The 26,022-nt window shown below is 33.3% G+C and carries 28 protein-coding genes, 1 riboswitch and 1 other annotated feature; of the genes, 9 read left to right on the top strand and 19 right to left on the bottom strand.

Features of this window, described 5'->3' with window-relative positions:
- Positions 1-88: 88 nt before the first annotated feature.
- The 10 genes from PTSHG_RS03920 to serS form a co-directional block, all read right to left on the bottom strand.
- Positions 89-361: a Txe/YoeB family addiction module toxin gene (locus PTSHG_RS03920; RefSeq protein WP_019107592.1), complete on the bottom strand. Its 273-nt coding sequence runs from the start codon at positions 359-361 to the stop codon at positions 89-91.
- Positions 358-597, bottom strand: a complete 240-nt coding sequence (locus PTSHG_RS03925; RefSeq protein WP_019107593.1) for a type II toxin-antitoxin system Phd/YefM family antitoxin — start codon at positions 595-597, stop codon at positions 358-360. The genes PTSHG_RS03920 and PTSHG_RS03925 overlap by 4 nt, the downstream gene beginning before the upstream one ends.
- A gap of 150 nt (positions 598-747) precedes the next feature.
- Entirely contained in the window at positions 748-2,073 is a 1,326-nt protein-coding gene (locus PTSHG_RS03930) for an NCS2 family permease (protein ID WP_019107594.1), read from the bottom strand.
- 141 nt (positions 2,074-2,214) lie between these two features.
- The gene (locus PTSHG_RS03935; RefSeq protein ID WP_019107595.1) at positions 2,215-2,853 is read right to left on the bottom strand and encodes an ABC-2 transporter permease; all 639 of its coding nucleotides are present in this window, start codon (positions 2,851-2,853) and stop codon (positions 2,215-2,217) included.
- Complete coding sequence (locus PTSHG_RS03940; protein WP_019107596.1) at positions 2,850-3,470, bottom strand: ABC-2 transporter permease; 621 nt, start codon at positions 3,468-3,470, stop codon at positions 2,850-2,852. The genes PTSHG_RS03935 and PTSHG_RS03940 overlap by 4 nt, the downstream gene beginning before the upstream one ends.
- On the bottom strand, positions 3,467-4,306 hold the full coding sequence (locus tag PTSHG_RS03945) for an ABC transporter ATP-binding protein (protein ID WP_019107597.1): 840 nt from the start codon (positions 4,304-4,306) through the stop codon (positions 3,467-3,469). Before PTSHG_RS03945 ends, PTSHG_RS03940 begins: the two co-directional genes overlap by 4 nt.
- On the bottom strand, positions 4,303-4,683 hold the full coding sequence (locus tag PTSHG_RS03950; protein ID WP_019107598.1) for a GntR family transcriptional regulator: 381 nt from the start codon (positions 4,681-4,683) through the stop codon (positions 4,303-4,305). The genes PTSHG_RS03945 and PTSHG_RS03950 overlap by 4 nt, the downstream gene beginning before the upstream one ends.
- 85 nt (positions 4,684-4,768) lie before the next feature.
- On the bottom strand, positions 4,769-5,776 hold the full coding sequence (locus PTSHG_RS03955) for a CPBP family intramembrane glutamic endopeptidase (protein WP_019107599.1): 1,008 nt from the start codon (positions 5,774-5,776) through the stop codon (positions 4,769-4,771).
- Between the two features lie 157 nt (positions 5,777-5,933).
- Entirely contained in the window at positions 5,934-8,630 is a 2,697-nt protein-coding gene (locus tag PTSHG_RS03960) for a cation-translocating P-type ATPase (RefSeq protein ID WP_019107600.1), read from the bottom strand.
- Between the two features lie 223 nt (positions 8,631-8,853).
- Complete coding sequence (gene serS / locus PTSHG_RS03965; protein ID WP_019107601.1) at positions 8,854-10,143, bottom strand: serine--tRNA ligase; 1,290 nt, start codon at positions 10,141-10,143, stop codon at positions 8,854-8,856.
- Between the two features lie 37 nt (positions 10,144-10,180).
- Positions 10,181-10,343: a binding site (T-box leader), on the bottom strand.
- Between the two features lie 148 nt (positions 10,344-10,491).
- Here serS and PTSHG_RS10295 point away from each other — a divergent pair.
- The 3 genes from PTSHG_RS10295 to PTSHG_RS03990 all read left to right on the top strand — a co-directional run bounded on the left by PTSHG_RS10295 (position 10,492) and on the right by PTSHG_RS03990 (position 13,696).
- The gene (locus PTSHG_RS10295; RefSeq protein ID WP_353934073.1) at positions 10,492-10,575 is read left to right on the top strand and encodes a putative holin-like toxin; all 84 of its coding nucleotides are present in this window, start codon (positions 10,492-10,494) and stop codon (positions 10,573-10,575) included.
- 504 nt (positions 10,576-11,079) lie between these two features.
- Positions 11,080-11,991: an AAA family ATPase gene (locus tag PTSHG_RS03985; RefSeq protein ID WP_019107604.1), complete on the top strand. Its 912-nt coding sequence runs from the start codon at positions 11,080-11,082 to the stop codon at positions 11,989-11,991.
- A complete protein-coding gene (locus PTSHG_RS03990; RefSeq protein WP_019107605.1) occupies positions 11,981-13,696 on the top strand; it encodes a vWA domain-containing protein in 1,716 nt (571 codons plus the stop codon). The genes PTSHG_RS03985 and PTSHG_RS03990 overlap by 11 nt, the downstream gene beginning before the upstream one ends.
- 12 nt (positions 13,697-13,708) lie before the next feature.
- Here the strand turns inward: PTSHG_RS03990 and PTSHG_RS09945 are convergent, their stop codons facing one another.
- From PTSHG_RS09945 to pyrB, 7 genes are all read right to left on the bottom strand, one after another.
- Complete coding sequence (locus PTSHG_RS09945) at positions 13,709-13,873, bottom strand: hypothetical protein (RefSeq protein WP_019107606.1); 165 nt, start codon at positions 13,871-13,873, stop codon at positions 13,709-13,711.
- A gap of 16 nt (positions 13,874-13,889) precedes the next feature.
- A complete protein-coding gene (locus PTSHG_RS04000) occupies positions 13,890-15,071 on the bottom strand; it encodes a pyridoxal phosphate-dependent aminotransferase (protein WP_019107607.1) in 1,182 nt (393 codons plus the stop codon).
- Between the two features lie 11 nt (positions 15,072-15,082).
- The gene (locus PTSHG_RS04005) at positions 15,083-16,039 is read right to left on the bottom strand and encodes a threonine ammonia-lyase (RefSeq protein WP_019107608.1); all 957 of its coding nucleotides are present in this window, start codon (positions 16,037-16,039) and stop codon (positions 15,083-15,085) included.
- Between the two features lie 268 nt (positions 16,040-16,307).
- Entirely contained in the window at positions 16,308-17,186 is an 879-nt protein-coding gene (locus PTSHG_RS04010; protein WP_019107609.1) for a dihydroorotate dehydrogenase, read from the bottom strand.
- Positions 17,176-17,877 carry a dihydroorotate dehydrogenase electron transfer subunit gene (locus tag PTSHG_RS04015; RefSeq protein WP_019107610.1) on the bottom strand — a complete coding sequence of 234 codons (702 nt, stop codon included), beginning with the start codon at positions 17,875-17,877 and terminating at the stop codon, positions 17,176-17,178. The genes PTSHG_RS04010 and PTSHG_RS04015 overlap by 11 nt, the downstream gene beginning before the upstream one ends.
- 1 nt (position 17,878) lies before the next feature.
- Complete coding sequence (locus tag PTSHG_RS04020; protein WP_019107611.1) at positions 17,879-18,310, bottom strand: aspartate carbamoyltransferase regulatory subunit; 432 nt, start codon at positions 18,308-18,310, stop codon at positions 17,879-17,881.
- Entirely contained in the window at positions 18,307-19,218 is a 912-nt protein-coding gene (gene pyrB / locus PTSHG_RS04025; RefSeq protein WP_019107612.1) for an aspartate carbamoyltransferase, read from the bottom strand. Before pyrB ends, PTSHG_RS04020 begins: the two co-directional genes overlap by 4 nt.
- Positions 19,219-19,329: 111 nt before the next feature.
- On the opposite strand from pyrB, the gene PTSHG_RS04030 reads away from it, so the two are divergent.
- The 6 genes from PTSHG_RS04030 (at position 19,330) to PTSHG_RS04055 (ending at position 24,280) form a co-directional block, all read left to right on the top strand.
- Positions 19,330-19,866: a guanylate kinase gene (locus PTSHG_RS04030; protein ID WP_019107613.1), complete on the top strand. Its 537-nt coding sequence runs from the start codon at positions 19,330-19,332 to the stop codon at positions 19,864-19,866.
- Between the two features lie 55 nt (positions 19,867-19,921).
- A riboswitch (FMN riboswitch) is annotated at positions 19,922-20,033 on the top strand.
- A gap of 47 nt (positions 20,034-20,080) precedes the next feature.
- On the top strand, positions 20,081-21,196 hold the full coding sequence (gene ribD, locus PTSHG_RS04035; RefSeq protein ID WP_019107614.1) for a bifunctional diaminohydroxyphosphoribosylaminopyrimidine deaminase/5-amino-6-(5-phosphoribosylamino)uracil reductase RibD: 1,116 nt from the start codon (positions 20,081-20,083) through the stop codon (positions 21,194-21,196).
- The gene (locus PTSHG_RS04040) at positions 21,189-21,833 is read left to right on the top strand and encodes a riboflavin synthase (protein WP_019107615.1); all 645 of its coding nucleotides are present in this window, start codon (positions 21,189-21,191) and stop codon (positions 21,831-21,833) included. Before ribD ends, PTSHG_RS04040 begins: the two co-directional genes overlap by 8 nt.
- A 34-nt stretch (positions 21,834-21,867) precedes the next feature.
- Positions 21,868-23,073 (top strand): bifunctional 3,4-dihydroxy-2-butanone-4-phosphate synthase/GTP cyclohydrolase II, encoded by a 1,206-nt coding sequence (locus PTSHG_RS04045; RefSeq protein WP_019107616.1) that lies wholly within the window; start codon positions 21,868-21,870, stop codon positions 23,071-23,073.
- Between the two features lie 54 nt (positions 23,074-23,127).
- A complete protein-coding gene (gene ribH / locus PTSHG_RS04050; protein ID WP_019107617.1) occupies positions 23,128-23,595 on the top strand; it encodes a 6,7-dimethyl-8-ribityllumazine synthase in 468 nt (155 codons plus the stop codon).
- Positions 23,588-24,280: an HAD family hydrolase gene (locus PTSHG_RS04055; RefSeq protein ID WP_019107618.1), complete on the top strand. Its 693-nt coding sequence runs from the start codon at positions 23,588-23,590 to the stop codon at positions 24,278-24,280. The genes ribH and PTSHG_RS04055 overlap by 8 nt, the downstream gene beginning before the upstream one ends.
- 117 nt (positions 24,281-24,397) lie before the next feature.
- Here PTSHG_RS04055 and PTSHG_RS04060 read toward each other — a convergent pair whose 3' ends face one another.
- Together PTSHG_RS04060 and PTSHG_RS04065 are read right to left on the bottom strand one after the other, a co-directional pair.
- Positions 24,398-25,234 (bottom strand): 3-hydroxybutyryl-CoA dehydrogenase, encoded by an 837-nt coding sequence (locus PTSHG_RS04060; RefSeq protein ID WP_026088837.1) that lies wholly within the window; start codon positions 25,232-25,234, stop codon positions 24,398-24,400.
- 9 nt (positions 25,235-25,243) lie between these two features.
- On the bottom strand, positions 25,244-26,020 hold the full coding sequence (locus tag PTSHG_RS04065; RefSeq protein ID WP_026088838.1) for an enoyl-CoA hydratase-related protein: 777 nt from the start codon (positions 26,018-26,020) through the stop codon (positions 25,244-25,246).
- Between the last annotated feature and the right edge of the window lie 2 nt (positions 26,021-26,022).

Genomic DNA, 26,022 nt, shown 5'->3' on the forward strand with positions numbered 1-26,022 from the left:
CCTTAATACTTTTATTATACTAAAGGGGCTTAAACAATTCAATAAATGAGTAATTAATTGTCGGTAGCTAAACTTTTAAAATAAAGTTTTAAAAATTTTCATAATGTGTCCACATGCTAATAATTTTTATGACCTTCTCCCCTTCATAAACTTGATATACAAGTCTGTGCTGAATATTAATTCTTCTTGATATAAGTCCATCAAGGTCCCCCTTTAATTTTTCAAAAGATGGCGGACTTTCATAAGGATTTTTAGAAATTAGTTCAATTAAATTTTTTACTTTACTTTCTAAAGCCTTATTTCCTTTAATTTTTTCTTTGTCTTTAAGTGCAGCTTTGGTTATTAAGATTTTGTAAGTCACCACTTAAGCTCCTCGCAGTCATCAAGGCTTGTATTTTTTCCATCAATTAATTTTTCCTTCATGCCAGGAATTGATAATAGATAAACTGTTTCAGTTAAGGCCTTATATTCATCTTCACTAATTAATATTGCATTGCCACTCTTTGTGCTAACATTTATAACATCGCCAAAAGAAACTGCTGAGTTTAAGTATTCAAAAATATTTTTTCTAAAATTTGTTGCATTTACATTTTCCATATAATCACCTCGTACATTTTCATGTACATTATATAAAATTTCAAATATTTATTCAACAGCTTTTTCCTTAAACAAATATAAAATAACTTTTCAAAAGTAAAAAAGACTTTAGCAAATATAAATTACTAAAGTCCTAAAAATATTTATTAATTAAAAGGGTAGTATTGGTCTTAAATATCTTAGTGTAAAGATAATAGCCAAGATATACATTACAGGGCTAACTTCTTTTCCTCGTCCTGTTGCTACTTTTAATATTACATAAGAAATCATTCCAACTGAAATACCTTCTGCAATTGAATATGCAAAGGGCATTGTTACCATTGTCAAAAAGGCTGGCACTGATTCTGTGTAATCGTCTAATTTTATTTGGTTAATTGGACTGATCATAAATAGCCCTACCATTACAAGGGCAGCTGATGTTGCTTGTGCTGGCACAATAGAAAAAATTGGGAATAAAAATAGTGATATAAAGAAAAAGAAGGCACAAGAAAGTGATGTAAGTCCTGTTCTACCTCCGTCTGCTACACCTGATGCTGATTCAACAAAAGTTGTAACTGTAGATGTACCAAGAAGTGCTCCAACAACTGTACCAATTGCATCAGATAAAAGGGCTCGACCAACTCCTGGTAGGTTTCCATCTTCGTCAATTAAATCTGCCTTTGTTGCAACTCCAGTAAGAGTTCCCACTGTATCAAATAAGTCTACAAATAAGAATGTAAACATTACAGAGAACATGTCAAAGGTAAATAAATCTCCCCAATGAAGTTTAAAGGCAACGGGCTTTAAAGATGGTGGAAGTGAAAAAATCATTCCTCCAGGTAAGTTACTAACTCCCAAAATAAGTGCAAGAATTGTTCCTATTACAATTCCATATAAAAGCGCTCCCTTTACATCTTTTGCAGTAAGAAGTGCCATTACCATTAGTGAAACTATAAATACTACGGATGGCCTTGATGCAATTTCTCCAAGAGCAATTAAAGTTGCATCGTTATTTACAATAATTCCTGATGATGTTAGTCCAACTAGAGTTATAAAAAGTCCAATACCAACTGAAACTGCGTTTTTAAGTGACATTGGTATTGATGTAAATATTGCCTCACGAACATTAAATAAACTCATTACAATGAAAATTAGTCCTTCTAAAAATACTGCCGTAAGGGCATAAGACCAATCGTGACCCATACTTAATACAACTGTGTAAGTGAAGAAAGCATTAAGCCCCATTCCTGCTGAAAGTGCGAAGGGCAAGTTTGCAAATAATCCCATAAAGATCATTGCAATGATTGACGATAAAATAGTCGCAGTGAAAACTCCACCCTTGTCCATTCCAGTTTCAGATAACATATTTGGATTTACAACAAGAATATAAGACATTGTCATAAAAGTTGTAAGTCCTGCCAAAAATTCAGTCTTGGCATTTGTCTTTCTCTCGCTAAGAGAAAAAGTCTTTTCTAAAAAACTTGAATTTGTTTCCATTTTTTCTTTTTCCTCCTTAATAAATTCAGTTTTTATTCTATCACAAATAAGATTAAATGGCACAAAGTTGGTAAAGATTTTATCTTAAAATTTCAATTAAAAAGGACTCTTGAAATCAAAAGTCCTTAAAACTTGGAAAATTTAAAAATCTTTTCTCTCTGCTATAATTCTTGAAATAGTATAAATTATTGTGACAAAGATAAATAAGATTAAACTTAATTTAAAGGAACTTGTTCCCTTTATCATTCCTACAAAAAATCCTGCTGGGTTTGCTCCAAACTTATCGAATATTGGAATGAGAGCGGGAGATGATGTAAAGATTGTTCCAATGCCATTTGTTTGTCCAAAGTAAAGGTAAATTGGAATACTTAAAAGATAGTAGGCCATTACAAAAAGAATGAGGAAAAACCCAATCCTAAACTCTATTCCATTCACTTCAATATTATGCATTATATATGCCATTAAAATAGCATCTATTAAAAAGATTGTAAGAATTTTCAAAAATTTTATATTAATTATGTCTCGCCTTGATGCACCAAGGCATAAAAGATAGGGCTTGCTCTTGTCCAATATCATTCCTTCACTAGATATTAGATATAAGACATAGTGTAATAGGATAGCTCCTAGAAAAAGTAGGGCAAAGGGCTTTTCTGCAAAGAAACTAAATTCTACTGATAAAAATCCTAGACTCTTAATTGCAAATATCATTGTAATAAAGATCAGATAAACAAACATGAATTTTTTTCTAATTTTAAAATCATTTAGTAAAAGTATTTTCATACTATCCCCCTCTCCCTCAAGTATTTTGTGGAGTATTTATAGTCTAATTTAAAGGACAAAAGGCAAATTATAATTGATCCAACAATAAATATTGGCCTGTAAATCATAAAACTTTCATAGAAACTTGAATAAATAAAAGCTAAGCCTGCTCCAAAAATTATTCCCATTAAAGTATAAAGAAAGACTACAAGTCCCTTTCGATACCTTGCAAAAACAATGTGACTAAGGCTAAGTGCCATAAAGTCTAGGCCTATAAATAGGCTCATATAAATGTCAATGATGGTACTTTTATCTTCCTCATTACTAATAATTAATCCTATTAGCAAAACAAGGGAAGTAATTACAAAGATAATTAGGTTTTTTATTATCTTGGCAAGAGAATAGTCCTCAATAGATACTGGCATAGTCATGAACTTTTGAAAATCTTTAAAGTTATCTCCAAAGACACCTTGTGCCCTAATGATAAATATCATTGTAAGAGTCCATTGGCTAAAAAATCTGTTGAAGGCTTGTCCTGTTATCAAAAAACCAATAAAAAGTATGGAAGTAATAAATATAACAATTGGTAGGGCAAGTTTCTTTACAAGTTTAAAGTCATTATATAAAACTGCTTTCATTGTTCACCTCTTGATAAAAATATCATTATGTCCTCCACACTGGCCTTATCAACAACTTCATTTGGATAAAATTCTTTAAAAACTTGGACATTTTTTATAAGTGCTTCTGTTGAGTATTTATTTTTTCTTGTCTTTAAGATAAAGTCTCCATAATTTTTTAAATTTTCATCAGAAGTTTTTAGGATTCCATATTTTTCTATTAGGGAGTCCTTTTCATCGTATAAGATTACTCTTCCCTCGTGGATATAAATTATATAGTCGGCAATTTTTTCTATGTCGGACAAGATGTGGGAAGAAAATAAAATTGTCCTTTCCCCATCTCTCATGTAATCAAAGAGAAATCCTATGATCTCATCACGAATGACTGGGTCAAGACCAGAAGTTGGCTCGTCTAAAATCAAAAGATCTGGATTGTGACAAATTGCAGAAATAATTTTTAACTTCATCAAATTTCCAGTAGAGAGTTCACTTAATTTTTTGTCCCTTGGCATCTTAAACCTATCTGCACAGTCATAAAACATTCCTTCATCAAAGTTTTTGTAGGCTACTTTTAAAATGTCCACAACATCCTTTATCTTAAAAGTATCGTTGAAGAAGGAGTCAGGTATCACTGCCCCAATTTTCTCAAAAGATTCCTTGTGAATTTTTTCTCCAAAAACTTTTATATCGCCATCATACCTATAGAGGTCTAAAATACATTTTAAGAGAGTTGTTTTTCCTGCGCCATTTTCGCCAATTAGTCCTATAACTGCTCCCTCTGGAATTTCTAAACTCTCTATATTAAGTTCAAAGTCCTTAAATTCTTTTCTCAAATTTTTTATTTCTATTGATTTCATACTTCGCCCACCTCATCTAATGTCTTTAAAATTTCTTGCAAGTCTTCTATGCTGATGCCTGCCACTCGTGCAACTCTCATTGCGTCAGCAAAATGTTTTTCAATTTCAGCAAGAGCATTTTCTCTTACAACTTCTTCATTTAATTTTTTCACAAAGGAACCCTTGCCCGTCATGGAATAAATGTATCCTTCTTGCTCCAAGTCATTGTAGGCACGCTTTGTAGTTATAACAGAAACCTTTAGGTCGCTGGCAAGAGTCCTCATGCCAGGAAGAGCTTCGTCAGCTTTTAAATCTCCCGCAACAATTTGAGCCTTTATTTGATTTTTTATCTGCTCGTAAATTGGAATGCCAGAATCATTTGAAATAATAATTTTCATATCACACCGCCTTTAAGCCTATATACTTTGTATCTGTACTATTGTTTTAATAAATAAATTTAAAGTATATAAAATTGCCAAATAATTAAAGCTCTCTTATTTTCTCGTATACAGATTTTTCCCAAAGATTTTCATTTTTTATATACTTTGAAAAAATAAATATTCCAAAAAATATTATTGAACTTACTATCAAAAATAAAGTTCCTTTTAAATCATAATGCTGTCCAGAAAGTATATCTTTAGAAAAATCTGTTACAAATAGTAGGGCAAGATTGTTGTTTAAATAATGAATCATAACAGGCGCCCAGATTGACTTTGTCTTGTTGTAAGCATAAGTTAAAAATATCCCTAAAAATATACAAAATACAAGTTGTCCAAGTATGGAATAAATTTGTGATGTCAAGAGCCCATCTGAATAATAAAATAAATTAAGTGGTAAATGCCAAATTCCCCAAATAAAACCTGTGAGCAGAATAGACTTTTTAAGGCCATAAATTTCTTTTAGTCTTGGTGCTAGGTATGCCCTCCAACCATATTCTTCTCCAATGAATGGCATAATACTTAAAAAAGATAAAATAATAATAGACATAACAACTTTTAAACTATTAAGATTAAAGACTTCTACAAATTCCCTTGTTTCTCCTTCTATAATGCAGGCAATAAATAATCTTAAAAAATATATAAAAATAAAAATTAAACACATTAAAAGCGTCATCTTTTTATTTGGATTGTTTAGGGCTAATTTCTTTTTAAGATCTTTATCCATAGTAAAGATGGCTATAATCATTGCAATAGCAGATATTAAAATTATTATGTTTGAAAAAATATCTGAGTTTGGATAAAAAATATTTACTATAGCAAACACAAACATAAAAATACTTGTAAATATATAAATTTTAAAGGGAAAAACCTTTAAAATACTTTTGTCTTCTTTATATAACAAGGCTATTACAGCTAGAAAAGGCATAAACATTTGAAACATTGGATAAATATTTGTGCTTATGTCGTGTAATTTGCAGTAATAGATAGCAAATCCCATTATGTATGGAATAATAAATGATATACTAATAAAAATTTTTAAATCTCTTTTCATAGTGTTAATCCAACTCCTTAACTTAATTTTATAGTGTGTATACTTTATATTTACACTATAATCTCATTTAATAAGTTTGTCAATGCTTTTATAAAAATTTTACAAATAAAAAAATGCCGGCAGAGAATTTTCCCTGTCGGCTTTACAATTAAATTATTTATTTTTTCTTAAATCTAACTTTCTTTTGAATTTCTCCAGCTACTAGTGGAATAAGTGATGATCCAAGTACAACTGCGATTTCTCTTGGTCCTAAGTCCATTAGTCCAAAGGCATCGTTTAAGACTGGTACATAAATTACAACTAGCATTAGCAAAAATGAAAAGACTGTTGCAAGCACTAATTTTTTGTTTGTGAAGACACCAATTTCAAATACAGTCTTGTCAATTGATCTTGATGTGTATGATCTTAAAAGTTCACAAATAATTAGGGTTGAAAATGCCATTGTTCTTGCATGGTGTAGTCCTTCAGCTTGTCCAAACCATTTTAGTCCAACTAAATATGCAAGAAGTGTTGCCACAGTTATGGCAATAGATTGAATTGCAACTGTAATTTTTATTTCTGTATCAAGGATTGGCTCGTCTGGATCACGTGGTGGTTCATCCATTATATCAGCTTCTCCTCTTTCAACTCCAAGTGCAAGAGCTGGGAAGGAATCTGTTACAAGATTAAGCCAAAGTAATTGAATTGGAATTAGTGGCACTGGCAAGTTCATTAAAATTGAAATTAAAACTATTAAAACTTCTCCCAAGTTACAAGAAAGAAGATATGCCACGAATTTTTTGATGTTGGAATAAATTATTCTTCCTTCTTCAACTGCATTTACAATTGTGGCAAAGTTGTCATCTGTCAAAATTACTTCTGCAGTATTTTTTGCAACATCTGTGCCTGTAATTCCCATAGCAATACCAATGTCTGCCTTTTTAATTGCCGGTGCATCATTTACACCGTCACCAGTCATGGCTGTGATGTGGCCATTTTGTTTTAGGGCAGTAACTATTTGTACCTTGTTTTCTGGTGAAACTCTAGTGTAGACAGATTTTTCCTTTACGATTTCTCTAAGCTCTGCCTCAGACATTTCGTTAAGTTCTCTACCCATTATTGCTTCATCGTCATGCTCAGCAATGCCAAGGTCCTTGGCTATAGCAAGTCCTGTTTCAAGATAGTCGCCAGTAATCATAATAGGTCTAATGCCAGCTGACTTACATTCTTTTATGGCAGCCTTGGCTTCTGGTCTTGATGGGTCAATCATTCCAGTAAGTCCAACAAAGACCATGTCCTTTTCTATAGCATCTGATGTGATTTCACTTGGCATATCGCTGTGTTTTCTATAAGCATAGCCTAAACATCTTAGGGCTGATCTTGCAAATTCACTGTTCTTTTCTAAAATTTCTTTTCTTAAATTTTCGTCAAGTTCAACTTCTTTTCCATCAATTAAAACTTTTTCGCATCTGTCAAGGACAACATCAGGTGCTCCCTTGGTAAAGGATGCAATGCCCTCAAAAATTTTGTCATGGAAAGTTGTCATCATCTTCCTGTCAGAGTCAAAGGGAATTTCTTCCAATCTGTCAAAATTTTTATAAAGATTATCCAGTCCATTTCCAGCTTTTTCTGCAAAAGTAAGAAGGGCTCCTTCAGTTGGGTCTCCAGTGATAGAAGCTTCTCCATCCTTTAGCTTTAATTTTGCATCATTAGTTAAGGCTGCAATTGATGATAAAATCTTTAAATTTTCATCTTCATCAATTGTGACTACTTCATCTTTTTTAGTGACATCCCCTTCTGGAGAATAACCAGTTCCAGTTACATGATAAACTTGTCCGTCTGTAAAGACTTTTACAACTGTCATCTCATTTTGTGTAAGGGTCCCAGTTTTGTCAGAGCAAATTACTGTTGTTGTTCCAAGAGTTTCAACTGCCAAAAGTTTTTTAACTATGGCATTTTTTTCTGCCATCTTGCCCATTCCAATTGATAATACAATTGTAACTATAGCAGGAAGTCCTTCAGGCACAGCTGCAACTGCAAGTGAAATTGCAGTCATAAACATATCTAGTGGGTTGTGCTTGTAAAGTAAGCCAACTCCCATTACCACTGCGCAGATAACTATTACTAAAATCCCAAGAGTTTTTGAAAGCTTGGCAAGTTTTCTTTGAAGTGGAGTTTGCTCATCGCCGACTGTTGCAATAGAAGTTGCGATTTTACCAATTTCTGTCTTGTGACCAGTTTCTATTACTACTCCCATTCCTCTTCCGTAAGTAACTATAGTTGAAGAATAGGCTAAGTTTTCTCTGTCGCCAATTTCCATTTTGCCATCATAAACTTGATCAAAATGTTTTTCAACTGCCACAGACTCGCCAGTAAGTGAAGATTCATCAATTTTTAAATTTGATGATTCAATTAGTCTCAAATCTGCTGGGACAATATCTCCAGTTTCAAGAACTATAATATCTCCTGGCACTAATTTATTTGATTCGACTTCTTCGTGGTCGCCATCTCTTATGACCTTTGCCTTTGGAGAAGACATCTTCTGCAAGGCTGCAATGGCTTCTTCTGCCTTGCCTTCTTGATAAATTGAAAGAAAGGCATTGACAATTACAATAGCAATGATAATTCCTGCATCAAGCCCTTCTCCTACAAAAATAGAAACAAGAGCAGCTGCAATTAAAATAATTATCATTGGGTCAAAAAATTGCTCCTTTAGTTTTTCGCCAAAGGACTTTTTCTTTTCTGCTTCAAGAGCATTTTCCCCATACTCTTCTAGCCTTTTCTTGGCTTCATCTTCTGTCAGTCCCCTCTCCTTTGTGGTGGAAAGATTTTTTAGGACTTCATCAGATGACTGATTATACCAATTCTTTTCCATAATTCCTCCTTATAAATAATAAATGCAAAATAAAAAGAGACCGACTGTTACATCGGTCTCACATACTTAATAATAAGCTTTCCAGCCGGGCTATTCCGTAATGACGACTGAAAATTTAAAAGTTACTCCCCAAAGTGAATAAATTATATCAAATTATTTTGCCTAAAACAATCTAAGTATATATTACCCAAATAAATTTATTTCAAGTGTTTTTTAGGAAAATTTATTTATTTTTTGGCACAATTTTTTCCATGCCACCCATATACATTTGAAGTGGCTTAGGAATTTTTACACTGCCATCTTCTTGTAGAAGATTTTCTAAGAAGGCAATTAACATTCTTGGTGGTGCAACTACTGTGTTGTTTAGTGTATGTGCAAGATATGTGCCATCTTTGCCACGAAGTTTTATGTTAAGTCTTCTAGCCTGTGCGTCGCCAAGGTTTGAACAAGAGCCAACTTCAAAATATTTATTTTGTCTTGGAGAAAAGGCTTCAACATCAAGAGATTTTACTTTTAAGTCTGCCAAGTCGCCAGAACAACATTCAAGAGTTCTTACAGGAATTTCTAATGAACGGAAGAAGTCAACTGTGTTTTGCCACAATTTTACAAACCAATCCTTTGAATCTTCTGGCTTACAAATTACAACCATTTCTTGCTTTTCAAATTGGTGAATTCTGTAAACTCCTCTTTCTTCGATGCCGTGAGCTCCAACTTCTTTTCTAAAACATGGAGAATAAGAAGTAAGGGCAAGAGGCATTTCTTCTTCTGGAGTTATTGTGTTGATGTATTTTCCAATCATTGAGTGCTCAGATGTTCCAATTAGATAAAGGTCTTCGCCTTCAATTTTATACATCATATTTTCCATTTCAGCAAAACTCATTACACCAGTAACAACATCTGATCTAATCATAAATGGTGGAATATGATATTCAAAACCGCGATCAATCATAAAGTCTCTTGCATAAGATAAAATTGCAGAGTGAAGTCTTGCTATATCGCCCTTTAAATAATAGAAACCTGCACCAGATGTATTTCTTGCAGAATCTAAATCTATTCCATTAAAAGATTCCATTATTTCAACATGATATGGAACTTCAAAATCTGGTATAACTGGTTCGCCAAATCTTTCGATTTCAACATTTTCGCTGTCATCCTTTCCTATTGGCACTGATTCGTCAATCATTTGTGGAATAACTTGCATTCTCTTTTTAAGTTCTTCAGCAAGATTTCTTTCAGCTGCTTCTAACTCTGTTATTTCTTCATTTATTTCAGCAACTCTTTTTTTTGCTTCTTCGGCTTTGCCTTTTTCGCCCTTTTGCATAAATCCACCAATTTGTTTTGAAGTTTGATTTTTTTCTGCGCGAAGATTGTCTCCCTTAGTCTTTTTTTCTCTAAGTTCTTCGTCGATCTTTATAACTTCATCAACTAATGGAAGTTTGTCATCTTGGAATTTCTTTTTAATATTTTCCTTTACTGCTTCTGGGTTTTCTCTTACAAATTTAATGTCTAACATAAATCCTCCCTTAAATTAAAAAAAGCCCCTCAATCCCTAAAGGGACGAGAGACCCGCGTTGCCACCCTAATTAACCTAATGGTTCACTTAAAAATTCATAGACTATGAGGTGGATTCATTTTATGAGTTTACAGATTTGCACCAACCACCTGCTCTCTAAAAAACTTTTTAAAATTACTATTCTCAATTATCGCCTTTTTTAGTTTTTTTTATTATACCATAAGGAAAAATAAGTTCAAGCTTTTTGGCTAATAAAGTAAAGTCAATTGATTGATTTATTTCAAAAGATTATAATAGGTATGAGGACATACAGCTGGTCGCCCAATTTAATTATTGGGAGGTGCTTTTATGAGTGATTATGAAATTTTAAGTATAATGCTTAAATTTTTAACACTTATAATCGCCATCCTAACACTTTGTAAAAATAAGTAGTTAGAAAAAACCACCTGTATCGTCACTACAGGTGGTTTCATAAATCATACTGCAGGGCGACCGTCTTAAACGGTGTCCTCTTTATCTATATTATACCATATCCTTTTTATTTTTAAAGCCTGCTTGGCTTTTATTTTTTTAAGTATTTTATAAGGGCGAGGATTAAAACTATTATAAGAATAAAAATTGCTAATCTAAATAGCACTGAGAATGTAAGAACCAAATACATAAAACCTGCAAATCCTTTATTCATGAATTTACCTCCTTAAGCTAAAACTATTTTTTTAAGTATTTTATAAGGGCAAGGATTGCCAAAGTTATAAGTACAAAAATTCCCACATAAATTCCCAAACCTAAAATTAAAGCAATAAGTGATTTAGATGTAAAAGCCATAAGTATTCTCCTTCCTTCTTTATTACATTATAACAATAACATCTTCCTTTTACAAAATTTATTGTCCACACAGAATTATTCTTTTTGTTATAATACATTTGAGGTGATGAAATGAGAGAGTTTTTACTTTCACAAGGCGTTTCAGAAGATCTACTTGATGGAGTAGACGAATTTATTGAAAAACACAAGTTAAATGGAGAATATAAATATAGAATTCCAAAAATAAAATATAAATATTATGGTAAAAAAACTTGGGAGAAGGCAATTGCTGCAATTCTATCTGGCGACAATATCCTTTTATCTGGACCAAAGGCGACAGGCAAAAATGTCTTGGCAGAAAATCTCGCCTACCTTTTTGAGAGACCTCTTTGGACAGTTTCTCTTAACATTGCATCAGACCCTTCTAGCTTAATTGGCTCTGACACTTTTAAAAACAACGAAGTAATTTTAAAGAAAGGACCTGTCTATGAAGCAGCAGAGCAAGGTGGCTTTGCTGTTTTTGACGAAATAAATATGGCAAAGAACGAAGCCCTATCTGTGGTCCACTCAACTCTTGACTACAGGAGAGTCCTAGACATTTCTGGCTATGACAGACTAAATCTAAACGATGCAACGAGATTTATTGCCACAATGAATTATGGCTACATTGGGACTCGTGACCTTAACGAGGCTCTTGTATCAAGATTTTTGGTAATTGATATGCCAACAATCTCTGAAAGTGATTTAGCAAAATTATTTAAAGAAAACACAAAGTTAAATGCTAATTCAATAAAAATTTTCACAAAATTATTTTTAGACTTACAAGAAAAATCTCTAAATTCAGAAATTTCTTCCAAGGCAATTGACCTTCGTGGACTTCTTTCTTCTATTGAGCTTATGAATAGAGGTTTAGGCATAAGAGATTCCCTTGAACTTGGCATTGTAGACAAAACCTTTGACTCCTATGAGAGAGAAATTGTCACAGATGTAATTGACACTCTCTTTGTAAAGGACATTAAGAGGACTGATTTATTTGAGGGATGAAAATAGATTAAAAAATATTTTTTGGACTCTTTCAGATTTTTACGATTTCGATATTTTTAAATTTTCTTTAAAACCAGTGGACGCCTACGAGGCTTCTATCCTTGGCTTTGCCTGGAGATATTTTGACTTTTATGCAATAGATGATTTTTTCAAGAGATATGTAAATAATTTAAACAACAAAAAAGACTTGTGGGAAATTTCAAAACTCATCATGGAAAATATTTTTTCTCATGAAATGATTTTAGAAAGACCAGGCACCCTTGATTTTAAAAAATCTCACGATGAAGAAATTTTAAAAAATCTAAATAGCCGAAAAATTATCTTAACAGCAGAACTTAAAATTGGCTACATCAGAAAAGAAAGAGGAAAATATCCAAAAATTCAAAAATTTTTGGAAGAAATGTTAGATGAAATTTGTAATTTTAAAGATAGAGACACCTTTTTATATCTCGATTTCTTAAAATATCTCTTCAAAAAATATTTTCACATTAATAAAGATCTTCCAAAGGACCTTGATGAGACTTATGAGGACTTTAAAAAAGAAAAAAAGTCAAATTCATCTTCCAAAAACAAGAGTCCCTACAAGAGAAAAAAATTTGTAGACAAGGCTTTTCTCGAAAGATACAACATTGAATCTGCAGAATTTACTTTTTTCAATGACGATTACAGGGACATCAATGTAAGGGAAGATTCATTAAAAAACAATTTTGGCGACCAAAATATTTATGAAGCACTAGAAAAACACTATGGAATAGAAAAAATTCAGAGATATGTGTCTGATAAAATTGCTGGAGAAATTTCCACAGGCATTCACAAGAACATAAAATTTTATTTTCCTAGCGGCGAATTTGTAAATAAAAATTCCTATTATGCTCAAGAGGAAAAAAATAATTACATCGAGAATTTAAAATTTTATGAGGACAACAAAATTCAAAACCAGCGTGCCATTCGTGAACTTGCAGGTGTGATAAAAAATTCCCTCTTAAAAGAATCTGAAGATGAAATTGTAAAATCAAATGCAGGAAAAATTATTCCATCAGAAATTTGGAAATCAAAGGAATTAAATGAAGACAGAATTTTTAGAAAGATTAATCGCAAGGACTCCAGTGAAATTTTCGTAGACATCCTCCTTGACTCCTCTGCCTCTCAAAACGAGCGAAAAGAAATTGTAGCAACAGAAAGCTACATCATAGCAGAAGCTCTGACAAGCCTTAACATAAAAACTAGAATTTTTTCCTACAACAATTTTTACAATTATCTCGTTATAAAAAAATACAGAGACTACAATGATTCTTCTTCAAAGAACAAGGACATATTCAAATATTCTCCAAGTGGTTCCAATAGAGATGGTCTTGCCATAAAATTTATGCGTCATTTAATTTCAAAAAATCATGATGCAAGAAGATTTTTAATAATTTTAACAGACGGACTTCCCTTTGATGAACTTGACATTGGATTAGTGGGTGCATCAAAAATTCCTGGAAAAAATTACAAGGATGAAAAAGCAGTAATGGACACATCAAAAGAAGTTCTCTTAACAAGATTAAGGGGAATCAACAGCTTTGGAGTTTTCACTGGCGAAGAATCTGAAAACTTAAACATCAAAAAAATTTATGGCAGCGACTACGCCTATATAACAGATCTTTCAAGATTTCACAAAGTTGTAGGCATATTTTTAAAAACTTATACAAATAAAATAGAGTAGGCTCAATTGAACCTACTCATTTTTTAATGCTTTTGCTATATTAAACCCTGCCTTTACTAGGGATACTGAATAAATTATTCTTAAAATCAAATCGCCACTTTTTTGACTTCGTGAAAGTAAAATTGACGCCGCAGCAAAAATTAAAACATTTAAAAGTATTATTAAAAATTCCTTCATTCAAATTCTAAAAATACTATTTATTCATAAAATGCTTGCAAGCTTTTTCCATTCTATTTAGCCCTTCAACAATATCTTCATAACTGCTTGCGTATGAAAGTCTTACAAATCTTTCCCCTGCACTTCCGAAAATATTTCCAGGAACTACTGCAACACATTCTTCATCGAGAAGATATTCACAAAATTCTTCTGCACTAACTCCAACACCTTTGACGTTTATAAAAGCATAAAAAGCTCCATCAGGACTATTTAAACTAAGTCCATCAATAGAATTAACTTTTTCCACTATATAATCACGTCTTCTCTTATACTCTTCAACCATTTTCTTGACATCTTCTTCTGCCTCTTTAAGTGCAGTAATACCTGCGTGTTGAACAAAAGAAGTTGCACAAGATGTGTTATGTTGGTGAATTGTATTTAAAACCCTAATATATTCTTCTGGTGCTGCAATATATGCAAGACGAAAACCAGTCATGGAATAAGTTTTTGAAAAACCATTTATAGTAATAGTTCTCTCTTTCATCCCATCAATTGATGCCATGGAGATGTGTTCCTTGTTTCCATAAACAATTTGCTCATAAATTTCATCAGAAATTACAAGTATGTCTTTTTCTTTTGCAAATTTAGCAAGCTTTTCTAATGTTTCCTTTGTAAGCATAGAACCTATTGGATTTGATGGATTAATGATTACAAGAGCTTTAGTTTTTTCTGTAACAAGTTTTTCTAGCTCATCAAAATCAATTTGAAAATCATTTTCTTCCTCTAGACTATAACTAACAGGAACTGCCTTCATAATGTGAGCCGCATTAATATAGTTTGGCCAACATGGATTTGGAAGTAGAATTTCGTCATCTTCCTCTAAAATTAATGAATAAGTGTCATAAATCGCTTCACTTGCACCTGCTGTTATCAAAACTTCCTTAGCAGAATAATCTAAATTATTTTCTTTTTTTAATTTTTCAGCAACAGCTTCCCTTAATCCCATTATTCCAAAATTTGAAGTGTAAAAAACATCGCCATTCTCAATGCTTTTTATAGTTGCATCTTTTACCAGCTTTGGAGTATCAAAATCAGGTCTACCAAGTTCAAAATGATAAACTCTCTTTCCTTCTCTTTCCATTTGAATAGTTTTTTCATTGATTTTTCTAATACCTGACGGTGCAACCTTACTAAATTTACTACAAATAAAATTTCTCATAGTTTCCTCCCTCATGAATTAATTATTTTTTCGATTGTACTTCCATCCACATTACCACCTGTGATGATGAGAACTAGCTTGTCTCTATCATTATATTTTATTTTTCCTTCTAAAATTGCTCCAAGACCAATTGCAGATGATGGTTCAACAATTAATTTCTCTTTATTATACAACAAATTCAAAGCTTTTTTAATATATTTATCTTGGCAAGTTACAACATCATCAACTAAATCTCTCACAATTGAAAAGACATTTTCTCCAGGCTTAATTGACATCAAACCATCAGCAAGACTTTTCCCTCTCTCTATTTCAGTAGGTCTTCCCTCTCTTAAAGACATAGTGTATCTCGCCACATTCTCTGGCTCAACACCAATAACCTCAGCCCATCTAGTGACACCCTTGGTGTACATGACAATGCCAGAAACAAGTCCGCCACCACCAATAGGAACAATCATCTTCAAGTGGTCCATCTTATTTAAAATTTCAACAGCAATAGTCCCTTGACCTTCAGAAACGTCTAAATCGTCAAAAGGATGAATAAAAGTCATACCTTCCCTTTCAGAAATTTCCTTAGCAACTTCAAATCTTTTTTCCACTGTCGAGATTACAACCTCAGCACCAAGATCTCTTATCATTTGTCTCTTTAACTCAGTAGAAGTATCTGACAAGACAATCTTTGCAGGAATGCCAAGCATCTTAGCACAAGTAGCAATACCCTTGCCATGATTTCCAGAAGAAGCAGTGACAACACCCTTTTCTAGCTCTTCGGGGGAAAGCTTTCTAATTTTATTTAATGCACCCCTAATTTTAAAAGAATTTGTCCTTTGCAAATTTTCTAACTTTGCGTAGACACTTGTTCCTAACATCTCAGAAATATAATTTAGCCTAATAAGAGGAGTCTCATAAACATAATCTCTAATTCGCTCTCTCGCCTTTATTGTTTCCTTATATACATTTCTATAATCCATTATTTCTCCTTTGTAAAATTTCTTATATTCAAAACTATTTATTAAGATTATAATACGCTAAAGTGAATTTGTAAAATACATTTAACCACAAAAAAATCTCGACCAAAGCCGAGATTAATTTTTCTTTATTTAATTTTTCTATATTTAATCTAAATATTTTTTAATTTATATTCACAAAATATTTTTTTATTTTTTTAGTTTTCTTTTTAAAGATGGCATATATTTCTTATTTATCTTCACATTTACACTAATTTTTTGATGTAATCATTTATATTTTTATTTTTTCTTCTAAATATTTTTCAAGGTCTGATATTATTTCTGCTCCTGCCTTGGGATTCATAAAATTATAAGTTCCAATTTCTACTGCAGTAGCTCCCGCCATTAAAAATTCAAGGACATCTTTATAAGATGTGATGCCGCCCATGCCTATTATTGGAATGTCAACTGATTTTGCCACTTGATGAAGTATCCTTAGTGCAATTGGTTTTACTGCTGGTCCTGATAGTCCTGCGTAGGTATTATTAAAGACAATTTCTTCTCTATTAAGATCAATTGCCATGCCAAGAATTGTATTTATAAGTGAAAGACCTGTTGCACCTTCTGCTTCAACTGCCTTTGCTATTCCCACAATGTCTCCTGCATTGGGAGATAGTTTTACAAAAACTTTTTTATTAGTAACTTTCATGACTTGGCGAACAACTTTTGCTGCAGAATCCTTGTCCATGCCAAAAGCCATGCCACCTTCTTTTACATTAGGGCAAGAAATATTTAATTCAATGGCTGCAAATTCATAATCATTTAAAATTTTTGTAGATTCAACATATTCTTCAATTGTGTTGCCGCCAAGATTTACAAAAATTTCTGTTCCAAGTTCTTGCATTGAGAAAATTTTTTCTTTTACAAATTCTTCAACACCTGGATTTTCAAGTCCAATGGAATTTAATATTCCTGATGGTGTCTCCCAAATTCTTATGCCTTCATTTCCCTTTTTTGGGTGTCTAGTTATTCCCTTGGAAGATATTCCTCCTAGAATTTTTGGATCGTAGAAATTTTTAAATTCTTCGCCATATCCATAAGTTCCACTTGCCATAATTATTGGATTTTTTAATTTTATTCCTGCTAAATCTATTTCACTTCTAGAAGTCAACTAAATCACTCCCCTTAAAAATTGGCCCTTCCTTGCAAGATCTCTTTCTTCCAACCTTTGTCTCACAAGAACATGATAGACAAGCTCCCACTCCGCAGCCCATTCTCTTTTCCAGAGACACATAGGTTTTTATGTCATGAGATTTTGCAAGTTCAACAACTTTTTTCATCATAATTTCTGGTCCACAAGCATAAATTAATTGGTGCTTTTCAAAATCAATTATGTCTGTTATAAAGCCACCTTTTTTTATTTTTATGTCGCAAGACACATCTGTAAAAGCTTTTTCAAGTTCAAGCTCTTCTCTCTCTCCAATATATAGGGTAATTTTTGACTCTGGTTTTAATTTTTGAATTTCCTTAATTAAATAGTGGAAGGGTGCCACGCCAACTCCACCGCCAACTAGGGCAACTTCCTCAACATTTGCGTAAAAAGTATTTCCAAAGGGACCGTATAGTTTTACCTCGTCGCCAACTTCTAATCTTTCAAGTATTTCTGTTCCTATACCTCTTTTTTCTACTAAGAAGTCAACTCCATCTGTGACATCATAAACTGAAATTGGTCTTGAAAGTGTGGGATAATTTTCCCAAGCTCTAAGCATAAAAAATTGTCCCGGATAAATTTTTCCCTTAAAATCTGTTCTAAGTATGAAATAATCTTTGCATACATCAATATTTTCTAAAATTTTTGCCATTTTATTCTCCATAAGTGGTAACTGTGTCGCAGTATTCGCACTTGTATTCCTTTTTGTCTCTGTTGTAGAGATAAAACTTGTGCCCTGCAATTTCTCTTTCGCTATTTGTTATGCATCTTGGATTTTTGCACTTCAAAACTCCTTCAACAACTTCAGGTAATTCCATGCGAATTTTTTTTACTCTCTCCCCATCTTCTATGAAGTTCACTGTTGTATGTGGCGCAATGAGTCCCAAGACTGTGAAGTCCAAGTTGTAGTCTGTCTCTATTTTTATCAAATCTTTTTTCCCCATAGAAGTTGAAAAAATATTTTGCATAAGAACTACTGCATCAGTTACTTTTTCCAGCTCCAATGCTTTATAAAGCACATGAGCACGGCCTGCCTCAATGTGGTCTAATACAATTCCCTTTTTTATTTTTGAAACATTTATCATTTGTTAGCCTCCAAAAGTTTTATAATAAGTGCCATTCTGCCATACATCCCAAATTTTGTCTGCTCAAAATAAACTGCACGAGGGTCATTATCTACTTCTGGTGCAATTTCATTTACTCTAGGAAGTGGATGAAGAATATACATATCTTCTTTTGCAGATTTTAATTTTTCTTCTGTTAGTATATAGTAGTCCTTTAATCTTTCGTACTCGTCTGATGATACAAATCTTTCCTTTTGGACTCTTGACATATAGAGTATGTCTAAATCACTTATAGCACTCATGAGGTCTCTTGTCTCAAAATAATTTTCTTGGTCAATGAAATTTTTAAAAGGCTCTGGCATTTTTAATTCATCTGGAGAAATAAAAACAAATTTTACATTTTTGTAGCGGTTTAAGGCTCTCACAAGGGAGTGAATAGTCCTGCCAAATTTTAAATCTCCACAAAGCCCAACAGTCAAGTTGTCAAAGGTCTTTTTGTAGTTTCTAATTGTTATTAAGTCTGCAAGAGTTTGAGTTGGATGGAAGTGTCCTCCATCTCCTGCATTTATTATTGGCATTTTAGTAACTGCCTTTGAAGCAAGAAGTGCTGCCCCCTCTTTAGGGTGTCTCATGGCACAAATATCAGCATAGTTTTCTATTACTCTAATTGTATCAAGTAAAGTTTCGCCCTTAGTTGAAGAGCTAACTCCTGCGTCAGAAAAACCAATTACTCTTCCTCCAAGTCTTAACATTGCTGTCTCAAAGGATAGTCTAGTTCTCGTTGATGGCTCAAAAAAAAGACTAGCCAATAACTTATTGTCGCAAACATGAGAATAATCATTTGGATTTGCGATAATGTCATCAACCAGTCTAAAAATTTCTTCGTATTCTTCAATTGTAAAATCCAAGGGTTCTATTAAATGTTTCATCTTGACCTCCATCTAATATTTTATCTTCCTTATATTACTTCAAAAATTAAAATTTGTAAAGTAAATTGATATTTGTGTTATACTTGTAATAATAAATTTAAAGGAGATAATATGATTTACTTAATACTTGGACATTCAGGCTCTGGCAAGAGCACCCTTAGAGATGAACTTACAAAAAAAGGTTTAAATAAGATAATAACTTACACAACTAGAACACCTCGTCCTAATGAGGTTAACGGTCTCGATTACAACTTTATAGATATAAAAGATTTTAAAGAAATGGAAGATGAAAATTTATTTATTGGCTCAACTTGTTATGCAGGAAATTATTATTCAACTTTAAAAAAAGATTTAGAAGTAAATGATAATGACGAGAGAGACTGCGTTATTATAGTTGATAAAGAAGGCGTCCATGCCATAAAAAAAGAATTTAAAAATTCCCTCTCAATTTATTTAAAATGCTCCAAGGAAGTTTTGAAAAATAGAATGATTAAGAGAGCTGAAGATGAAAGTGTCATAGAAAAAAGGCTTTCTGTATTAGAAAATTTAGACTCTTACGCAGATTATATTATTGACAGTGACAGAGAAATGGAAAAAGTCTTAAAAGATGTCTTTGCAATTATTAAAAGTTCCAAGTCGGGAAAATGATTTTTCTTTTCTTGACATTTTATAATCTAGTGATATTATAAACTTATAAGTAAATAAAACTCTTCAGGGCGAGGTGCAATTCCTCACCGGCGGTAAAGTCCGCGAGCGCAAGCTGAATTGGTGCAATTCCAATACCGACAGTATAGTCTGGATGAAAGAAGATAAATTTTAAATTTTTGAGCCCTGCATGGGCTCTTTTTTTATAGGAGATTTTATGTATATAGAAAATTTTAACGACAGCTTTTATATGCTCCGTGCTCTGGAACTTGCAGAAAAGGGCATTGGACATACAAAAACCAATCCCCTTGTTGGCTGTGTTATTGTTAAAGACGAGGAAATAATTGGCGAAGGCGCCCATTTAAAATTTGGCGAAAATCACGCTGAGGTAAATGCCATTGAAGATGCAAAAAGCCGTGGCAATGACTTGAAAGGTTCAACCCTTTATGTAAACTTGGAGCCCTGCTCTCACTTTGGCAAGACTCCACCCTGTGCCAATCGAATTGTAGAAGAGGGAATAGCAAGAGTTGTTATTGGAACAAGTGACCCCTTCCCCAAAGTTTCTGGCGGCGGCATAAAAATTTTGGAGGATGCCGGAGTTTCTATAACTGAAGGTGTCTGCCAAGAAGAATGTTTGAACTTAAATGAGAGATTTTTTACTTATATTAAAAAGAATAGACCCTTTGTTGTCCTAAAGGCTGGCATGTCTCTTGACGGAAAAATTGCTACAGAAAGTGGCGAGTCAAGATGGATTACATCAGATTTTTCTAGAGCTTATTCTCACGAACTTCGTGGCAAGCTTGATGGGATAATGGTCGGCATTGGCACAGTCCTTGCTGATGATCCAACATTAAATGTTCGTCATGGCAAATACAAGGTCAACCCTATTAGGATTGTAACAGATTCAAGGCTTAGAATTCCCCTTAATGCTAAAATGCTTTCAGAGGATTTAGATTCAATAGCAATTATTGCAACTACAAAAAATTGCGACAAGGAAAAACTTGAAAAGCTAAAAGAAATGAAAAATGTTGAAGTTTTAATTTGTGACGAAAAAAACAATAGAGTTGATTTAAAAGACTTAATGGAAAAATTAAAGACCTACAACATCTCTTCAATCTTACTTGAGGGTGGAAAGACTCTTAATGCAGAAATGCTAAAAAATAATTTAGTAGACAAATTTTATATTTTTATGGCGCCAATTTTACTTGGCTCAAAGGGTATCCATGCCATAGGAGATTTAGAAATTGATGCCCTAAAGGACGCAATCAAAATAAAAGACATGAAGTGCGAAAAATTATTTGATGACATACTTGTCACTGGAAGGTGTGATTAAAATTTTTACTGGAATAATAGAAGAAGTTGGAAGACTGGCTGGCATTAAAAAGGAAAAGGACCTCTACACCCTAAAAATTTCCTGCAAAAAAGTTTTGGAAGGTACAAAAAAGGGCGACTCCATTGCCACTAACGGTGTCTGCCTAACTGTAACAGAGCTTGGCGATGAATTTTACAAGGCAGAAGTCATGGTTGAAACTATAAATTCAAGTAACTTTAAAAATTTAAGTAGTGGCGAAGCTTTAAACTTGGAGCGAGCCCTTAGCCCATCCAAAAGACTTGACGGTCACATAGTCCAAGGTCATGTGGATGGAGTTGGCAAAATCATAAATATTTTAAAGAGAGGCCACGAAATTGTCTATAGAATAAAATTCGACTCAGATAATTTTAAATACATTGCCGAGAAAGGCTCTATTGCTCTTGACGGTATCAGCCTTACTGTATCAAAAGTTGCTGAAAATTATTTTGAAGTCTCAATTATTCCAACTACCATAGCTGATACAAATCTTGAAAGTAAAAAGCTTGGAGAAAAAATAAATATTGAGACAGATATTATTGGCCGCTATGTTTACAATTTTGTCAATGCAAAAGAGACAAGCAAAATAACAAAAAACTTTTTATTAGAAAATGGATTTTAAGTAAATTTTATATAGAAATTTGAGAGGAGAAGACATGAAAGTAAACACAATCGAAGAAGTTGTTGAAGCCTTAAAAAAAGGCGAAATAATAATAGTAACAGACGAACCAGACAGAGAAAACGAAGGCGATATGATTCAAGCAGCAGAATTTGCAACTGGCGAAAGTTTAAATACAATGGCATCTCTTGCCAAGGGACTAATTTGCATGCCAATGTCAAAATCTTATGCAGAAAAACTTAAATTAGATCAAATGGTTGCCGATAACACTGACAATCACGAAACAGCCTTTACAGTTTCAGTTGACCACATCGACACCACTACAGGAATTTCTGCTTGGGAAAGAGCCTTAACTGCAAATAAACTTACTGAAGACGATGCGAAGCCAGAGGATTTTAGAAGACCAGGCCACATGTTCCCTCTTGTAGCAAAAAAAGATGGAATTTTTGTGAGACGTGGACACACTGAAGCAACTGTTGACCTTTTAAAAATTGCTGGATTAAAAGAAGTTGGACTCTGCTGCGAAATTATGCAAGATGATGGACACATGATGCGTGGCGAAGATTTGTTTAAGCTGGCAGAAAAGTTGGACATGAAAATTACTACAACTGAAGAACTTTTGCTTTACAGAAAAAGACATGAAAAAATCATAGAAAAAGTTGCTGAGGCAAAACTTCCTACAAAGTTTGGTGACTTTATGGCTCACGCCTACATCGACAAGGTTACTGGCGAGCACCACATTGCCCTTGTTAAAGGAGAAATTGGAGACGGCATGGATGTCCTTACGCGAGTTCACTCTGAATGTCTAACTGGCGACTGCTTCGGGTCATCAAGATGCGACTGTGGCAACCAGCTTCATCTTGCCATGAAAAAAATTGACGAGGAAGGCAGAGGAATTTTACTTTATATGCGTCAAGAAGGTCGTGGCATTGGTCTTGTAAATAAAATTCGTGCCTATGCCTTACAAGATCAGGGCATGGACACAGTTGAAGCAAATTTAGCTCTTGGCTTTCCAGAAGATGCCAGAGATTATTCCACTGGCGCACAAATCCTGCAAGATTTAGGAGTAAAGGAACTTCGACTTCTTACAAATAACCCTGACAAAGTCTACTCTCTTCAAGAATTTGGCATGATTATAAAAGAGAGAGTTCCAATTGAAATTCACTCAACTAAGCATGATGAATTTTATTTGAGAACAAAAGCAGAAAAGATGAATCATATCTTATCTGAATTTAGTAAATAATTTTAGAAAATTTAATCGCAAAAAATAATTAACAAAAAAATAAATGGAGGAAATATGAAAATTTACAGTGCAAATTTAAAATCTGAAGGAAAAAAATACGCCATAGTTTTGGCAAGATTTAACGAGTTTATAGTTTCAAAACTTTTAGACGGATGTATAGATGGACTAAAGAGGCATGGCGTAGAAGATGAGGAGATTGAAGTAATTTGGGTGCCAGGGTCTTTTGAAATTCCCCTAGCAGCAAAATCTCTTGCCATGACAAAAAGATACGATGCAGTGATAGCACTTGGAGCAGTAATTCGCGGCGCAACTACTCACTACGAACTTGTATCAGCAGAAGTTGCAAAGGGAATTGCATCTTCATCACTTGAAACTGGCGTGCCAATAATTTTCGGAGTAATCACAACAGAAAATATTGAACAAGCGATTGAAAGAGCAGGCACGAAGGCTGGCAACAAGGGCTTTGATGCTGCTACTGCTGCAATCGAAATGGCAAATTTGCTAGGCGATATTCGTGGCTAAGCAATCAAAAGAAAATTTACATTTAAAAAATTATGAGCTTAAAAATGTAAATTCCATAATTTTTGACTTTGATGGCACCCTTCACAACACCCTAAAAATTTATTATCCAGCCTTTTCTTATGGTGTTGAATTTTTAAGAGAACATGGTTTTGCAAAAGATTTTGAATTAAACGAAAAGAATGTGTCAAGATTTTTAGGCGAGAAACCAAATTTTGCCTATGACTTCATTGCAGATGGTGCAGATGACTCTTTAAAAAGAGAAGTCATGGCACTCGTCGGTAAAAAAATGGATGAAAACATAAAAAATGGGGTTGGGGAACTTTATGAGGGTACTATAAAAGTTTTAGAAGAGCTTTCCAAGAATTACAACCTCTACATTCTCTCCAACTGTCGAGAGTCTTACTTGGACCTTGCCCTTGATGTCTACAATATAAAAAAATATTTCAAAAAATGTTTTGCGGCAGAAACTTATGCCTTCATTCCAAAGGATGAAATCATCAAAAAAGAAAGGCAGAATATAAACGAAGAGATTATATTTGTAGGCGACAGACACCATGACATGGAAGCTGCCAGGAAAAATAATCTAAAGAGTATTTTTTGTAGCTACGGCTTTGGCAATTCTGAAGAAGGAAAGGATGCAAATTACAGAATCTCTTCCATTGGCGAACTTTTAAATCTCTTGTAGATAAGAATTTAAAAAATAAAATCCCTTAATCAGTAAAAAATAAAAACTTTACTTTAAAAAAATAAAACCCTAACAAAAAAGGAGGACTTCGCGTCCTCCAACTTTTTTATAATTGAATTAATATTTATAAAATCCTTCGCCAGTTTTTCTTCCAAGTAGACCTGCTCTAACCATTTTCTTAAGAAGTGGATGTGGTCTGTATTTAGGGTCGCCAAATTCTGTGTAAAGAACTTCCATAATTGCAAGAACTACATCAAGTCCTACTAAATCTCCAAGAGCTAGAGGTCCCATTGGGTGGTTTGCACCAAGTTGCATTGCAGTGTCAATATCTTCTACTGATGCAATTCCTTCAGCGTAAATTCCAATTGCTTCGTTGATCATAGGAATTAAAATTCTATTTACTACGAATCCAGGAGCTTCATCAACTTCTACTGGAGTCTTTCCAATTTCTTTTGAAAGTTCGATAATCATATCTTTAACCTTTGGATCAGTTTTCTTTCCAGAAATAACTTCAACAAGTTTCATTGCTGGAACTGGGTTAAAGAAGTGCATACCAATTACTTTTTCAGGTCTTTTTGTAGCTGCTCCTATGTCAGTTATTGAAAGAGATGAAGTGTTTGATGCGAGAACTGTCTTTTCTTCACAAGTTTCACAAAGTTCTGTAAAAATTGCTTTTTTAATCTTAGGATTTTCTGTTGCTGCTTCTATAATAAGGTCACAATCTGCTACATCTTTAATATCAGATGAAGTAGTTAAATTTGAAAGAGCTGTTTCCATTTCTTCCTTTGTCATTCTTTCTTTAGCAACATTTTTTTCATAACCTTTTTTAATTCTTTCCATAGCTTTTTCAAGAGCTTCTGGTGCAATATCCCTTACAACTACTTTGTGATATGGTGCAAGAACTTGAGCAATTCCAGCTCCCATAGTACCTGATCCAATTACTGCTATTTTCATTTTATTCACTTATTCTCCTTTAAATTCAGTTTTTCCCTTATTTAAAAATGCCTTCATACCTTCTTTTTGGTCATTTGTTGCAAAACATAGGCCAAAGTGAGTTTTTTCGATTTGCATTGCCGTGTCTATATCTGTTTGTGAGCCATTTATTATTGATGCTTTAGAATATTCTACTGCCTTAGGTGCATTTCTAGAAATCCTTTTTGCCATTTCAATTGCTTTGTCAATTAATTCTTCAGGTTCATAAACATGGTTTACAAGACCTATTTCCAAAGCTTTGTCTGCACCTATCATTTCTGTAGTGTAAATTAATTCTTTTGCATATCCTGGTCCAACTGTCCTAGAAAGTCTTTGTGTTCCTCCAAATCCAGGTGTAATTCCAAGTCCTACTTCAGGTTGACCAAATTTTGCCTTTGTAGATGCAAGCCTAATATCACAAGCTATGGCAATTTCAGATCCTCCACCTAATGCAAATCCATTTACTGCTGCTATTACTGGAACTCTACATTTTTCAATTTCCATAAAAGTATCCATTCCAAGCTTTGCGAAATCATAAGCTTCACTTGCTGTAAAGTTAGCCATTTCTCCAATATCAGCACCTGCTACAAAGGATTTTCCTGCGCCAGTTACTATAATACATCTTACATCATCTTCTACATCTGAAAAGAATCTATGAAGTTCCTTTAACATTTCTGAGTTAAGAGCATTTAAGCTCTTTTCTCTGTTAAGTGTTAATAGAATAATTCCATCCTCTTTTTTTTCTACAATTAAAAATTTGTTTTCCATCA

Origin of the sequence: Peptoniphilus senegalensis JC140 (assembly GCF_000321025.1) — a bacterium.
Lineage (GTDB): Bacteria > Bacillota > Clostridia > Tissierellales > Peptoniphilaceae > Peptoniphilus_A > Peptoniphilus_A senegalensis.

Excerpts from the sequence above, each read along its gene's own strand:
- PTSHG_RS03925 (WP_019107593.1), bottom strand. The coding sequence starts at position 597 with ATGGAAAATGTAAATGCAACAAATTTTAGAAAAAATATTTTTGAATAC.
- PTSHG_RS03930 (WP_019107594.1), bottom strand. The coding sequence starts at position 2,073 with ATGGAAACAAATTCAAGTTTTTTAGAAAAGACTTTTTCTCTTAGCGAG.
- PTSHG_RS03935 (WP_019107595.1), bottom strand. The coding sequence starts at position 2,853 with ATGAAAATACTTTTACTAAATGATTTTAAAATTAGAAAAAAATTCATG.
- PTSHG_RS03940 (WP_019107596.1), bottom strand. The coding sequence starts at position 3,470 with ATGAAAGCAGTTTTATATAATGACTTTAAACTTGTAAAGAAACTTGCC.
- PTSHG_RS03945 (WP_019107597.1), bottom strand. The coding sequence starts at position 4,306 with ATGAAATCAATAGAAATAAAAAATTTGAGAAAAGAATTTAAGGACTTT.
- PTSHG_RS03950 (WP_019107598.1), bottom strand. The coding sequence starts at position 4,683 with ATGAAAATTATTATTTCAAATGATTCTGGCATTCCAATTTACGAGCAG.
- PTSHG_RS03955 (WP_019107599.1), bottom strand. The coding sequence starts at position 5,776 with ATGAAAAGAGATTTAAAAATTTTTATTAGTATATCATTTATTATTCCA.
- PTSHG_RS03960 (WP_019107600.1), bottom strand. The coding sequence starts at position 8,630 with ATGGAAAAGAATTGGTATAATCAGTCATCTGATGAAGTCCTAAAAAAT.
- serS (WP_019107601.1), bottom strand. The coding sequence starts at position 10,143 with ATGTTAGACATTAAATTTGTAAGAGAAAACCCAGAAGCAGTAAAGGAA.
- PTSHG_RS10295 (WP_353934073.1), top strand. The coding sequence starts at position 10,492 with ATGAGTGATTATGAAATTTTAAGTATAATGCTTAAATTTTTAACACTT.
- PTSHG_RS03985 (WP_019107604.1), top strand. The coding sequence starts at position 11,080 with ATGAGAGAGTTTTTACTTTCACAAGGCGTTTCAGAAGATCTACTTGAT.
- PTSHG_RS09945 (WP_019107606.1), bottom strand. The coding sequence starts at position 13,873 with ATGAAGGAATTTTTAATAATACTTTTAAATGTTTTAATTTTTGCTGCG.
- PTSHG_RS04000 (WP_019107607.1), bottom strand. The coding sequence starts at position 15,071 with ATGAGAAATTTTATTTGTAGTAAATTTAGTAAGGTTGCACCGTCAGGT.
- PTSHG_RS04005 (WP_019107608.1), bottom strand. The coding sequence starts at position 16,039 with ATGGATTATAGAAATGTATATAAGGAAACAATAAAGGCGAGAGAGCGA.
- PTSHG_RS04015 (WP_019107610.1), bottom strand. The coding sequence starts at position 17,877 with ATGGCAAAAATTTTAGAAAATATTGATGTATGCAAAGATTATTTCATA.
- PTSHG_RS04020 (WP_019107611.1), bottom strand. The coding sequence starts at position 18,310 with ATGATAAATGTTTCAAAAATAAAAAAGGGAATTGTATTAGACCACATT.
- pyrB (WP_019107612.1), bottom strand. The coding sequence starts at position 19,218 with ATGAAACATTTAATAGAACCCTTGGATTTTACAATTGAAGAATACGAA.
- PTSHG_RS04030 (WP_019107613.1), top strand. The coding sequence starts at position 19,330 with ATGATTTACTTAATACTTGGACATTCAGGCTCTGGCAAGAGCACCCTT.
- ribD (WP_019107614.1), top strand. The coding sequence starts at position 20,081 with ATGTATATAGAAAATTTTAACGACAGCTTTTATATGCTCCGTGCTCTG.
- PTSHG_RS04045 (WP_019107616.1), top strand. The coding sequence starts at position 21,868 with ATGAAAGTAAACACAATCGAAGAAGTTGTTGAAGCCTTAAAAAAAGGC.
- ribH (WP_019107617.1), top strand. The coding sequence starts at position 23,128 with ATGAAAATTTACAGTGCAAATTTAAAATCTGAAGGAAAAAAATACGCC.
- PTSHG_RS04060 (WP_026088837.1), bottom strand. The coding sequence starts at position 25,234 with ATGAAAATAGCAGTAATTGGATCAGGTACTATGGGAGCTGGAATTGCT.
- PTSHG_RS04065 (WP_026088838.1), bottom strand. The coding sequence starts at position 26,020 with ATGGAAAACAAATTTTTAATTGTAGAAAAAAAAGAGGATGGAATTATT.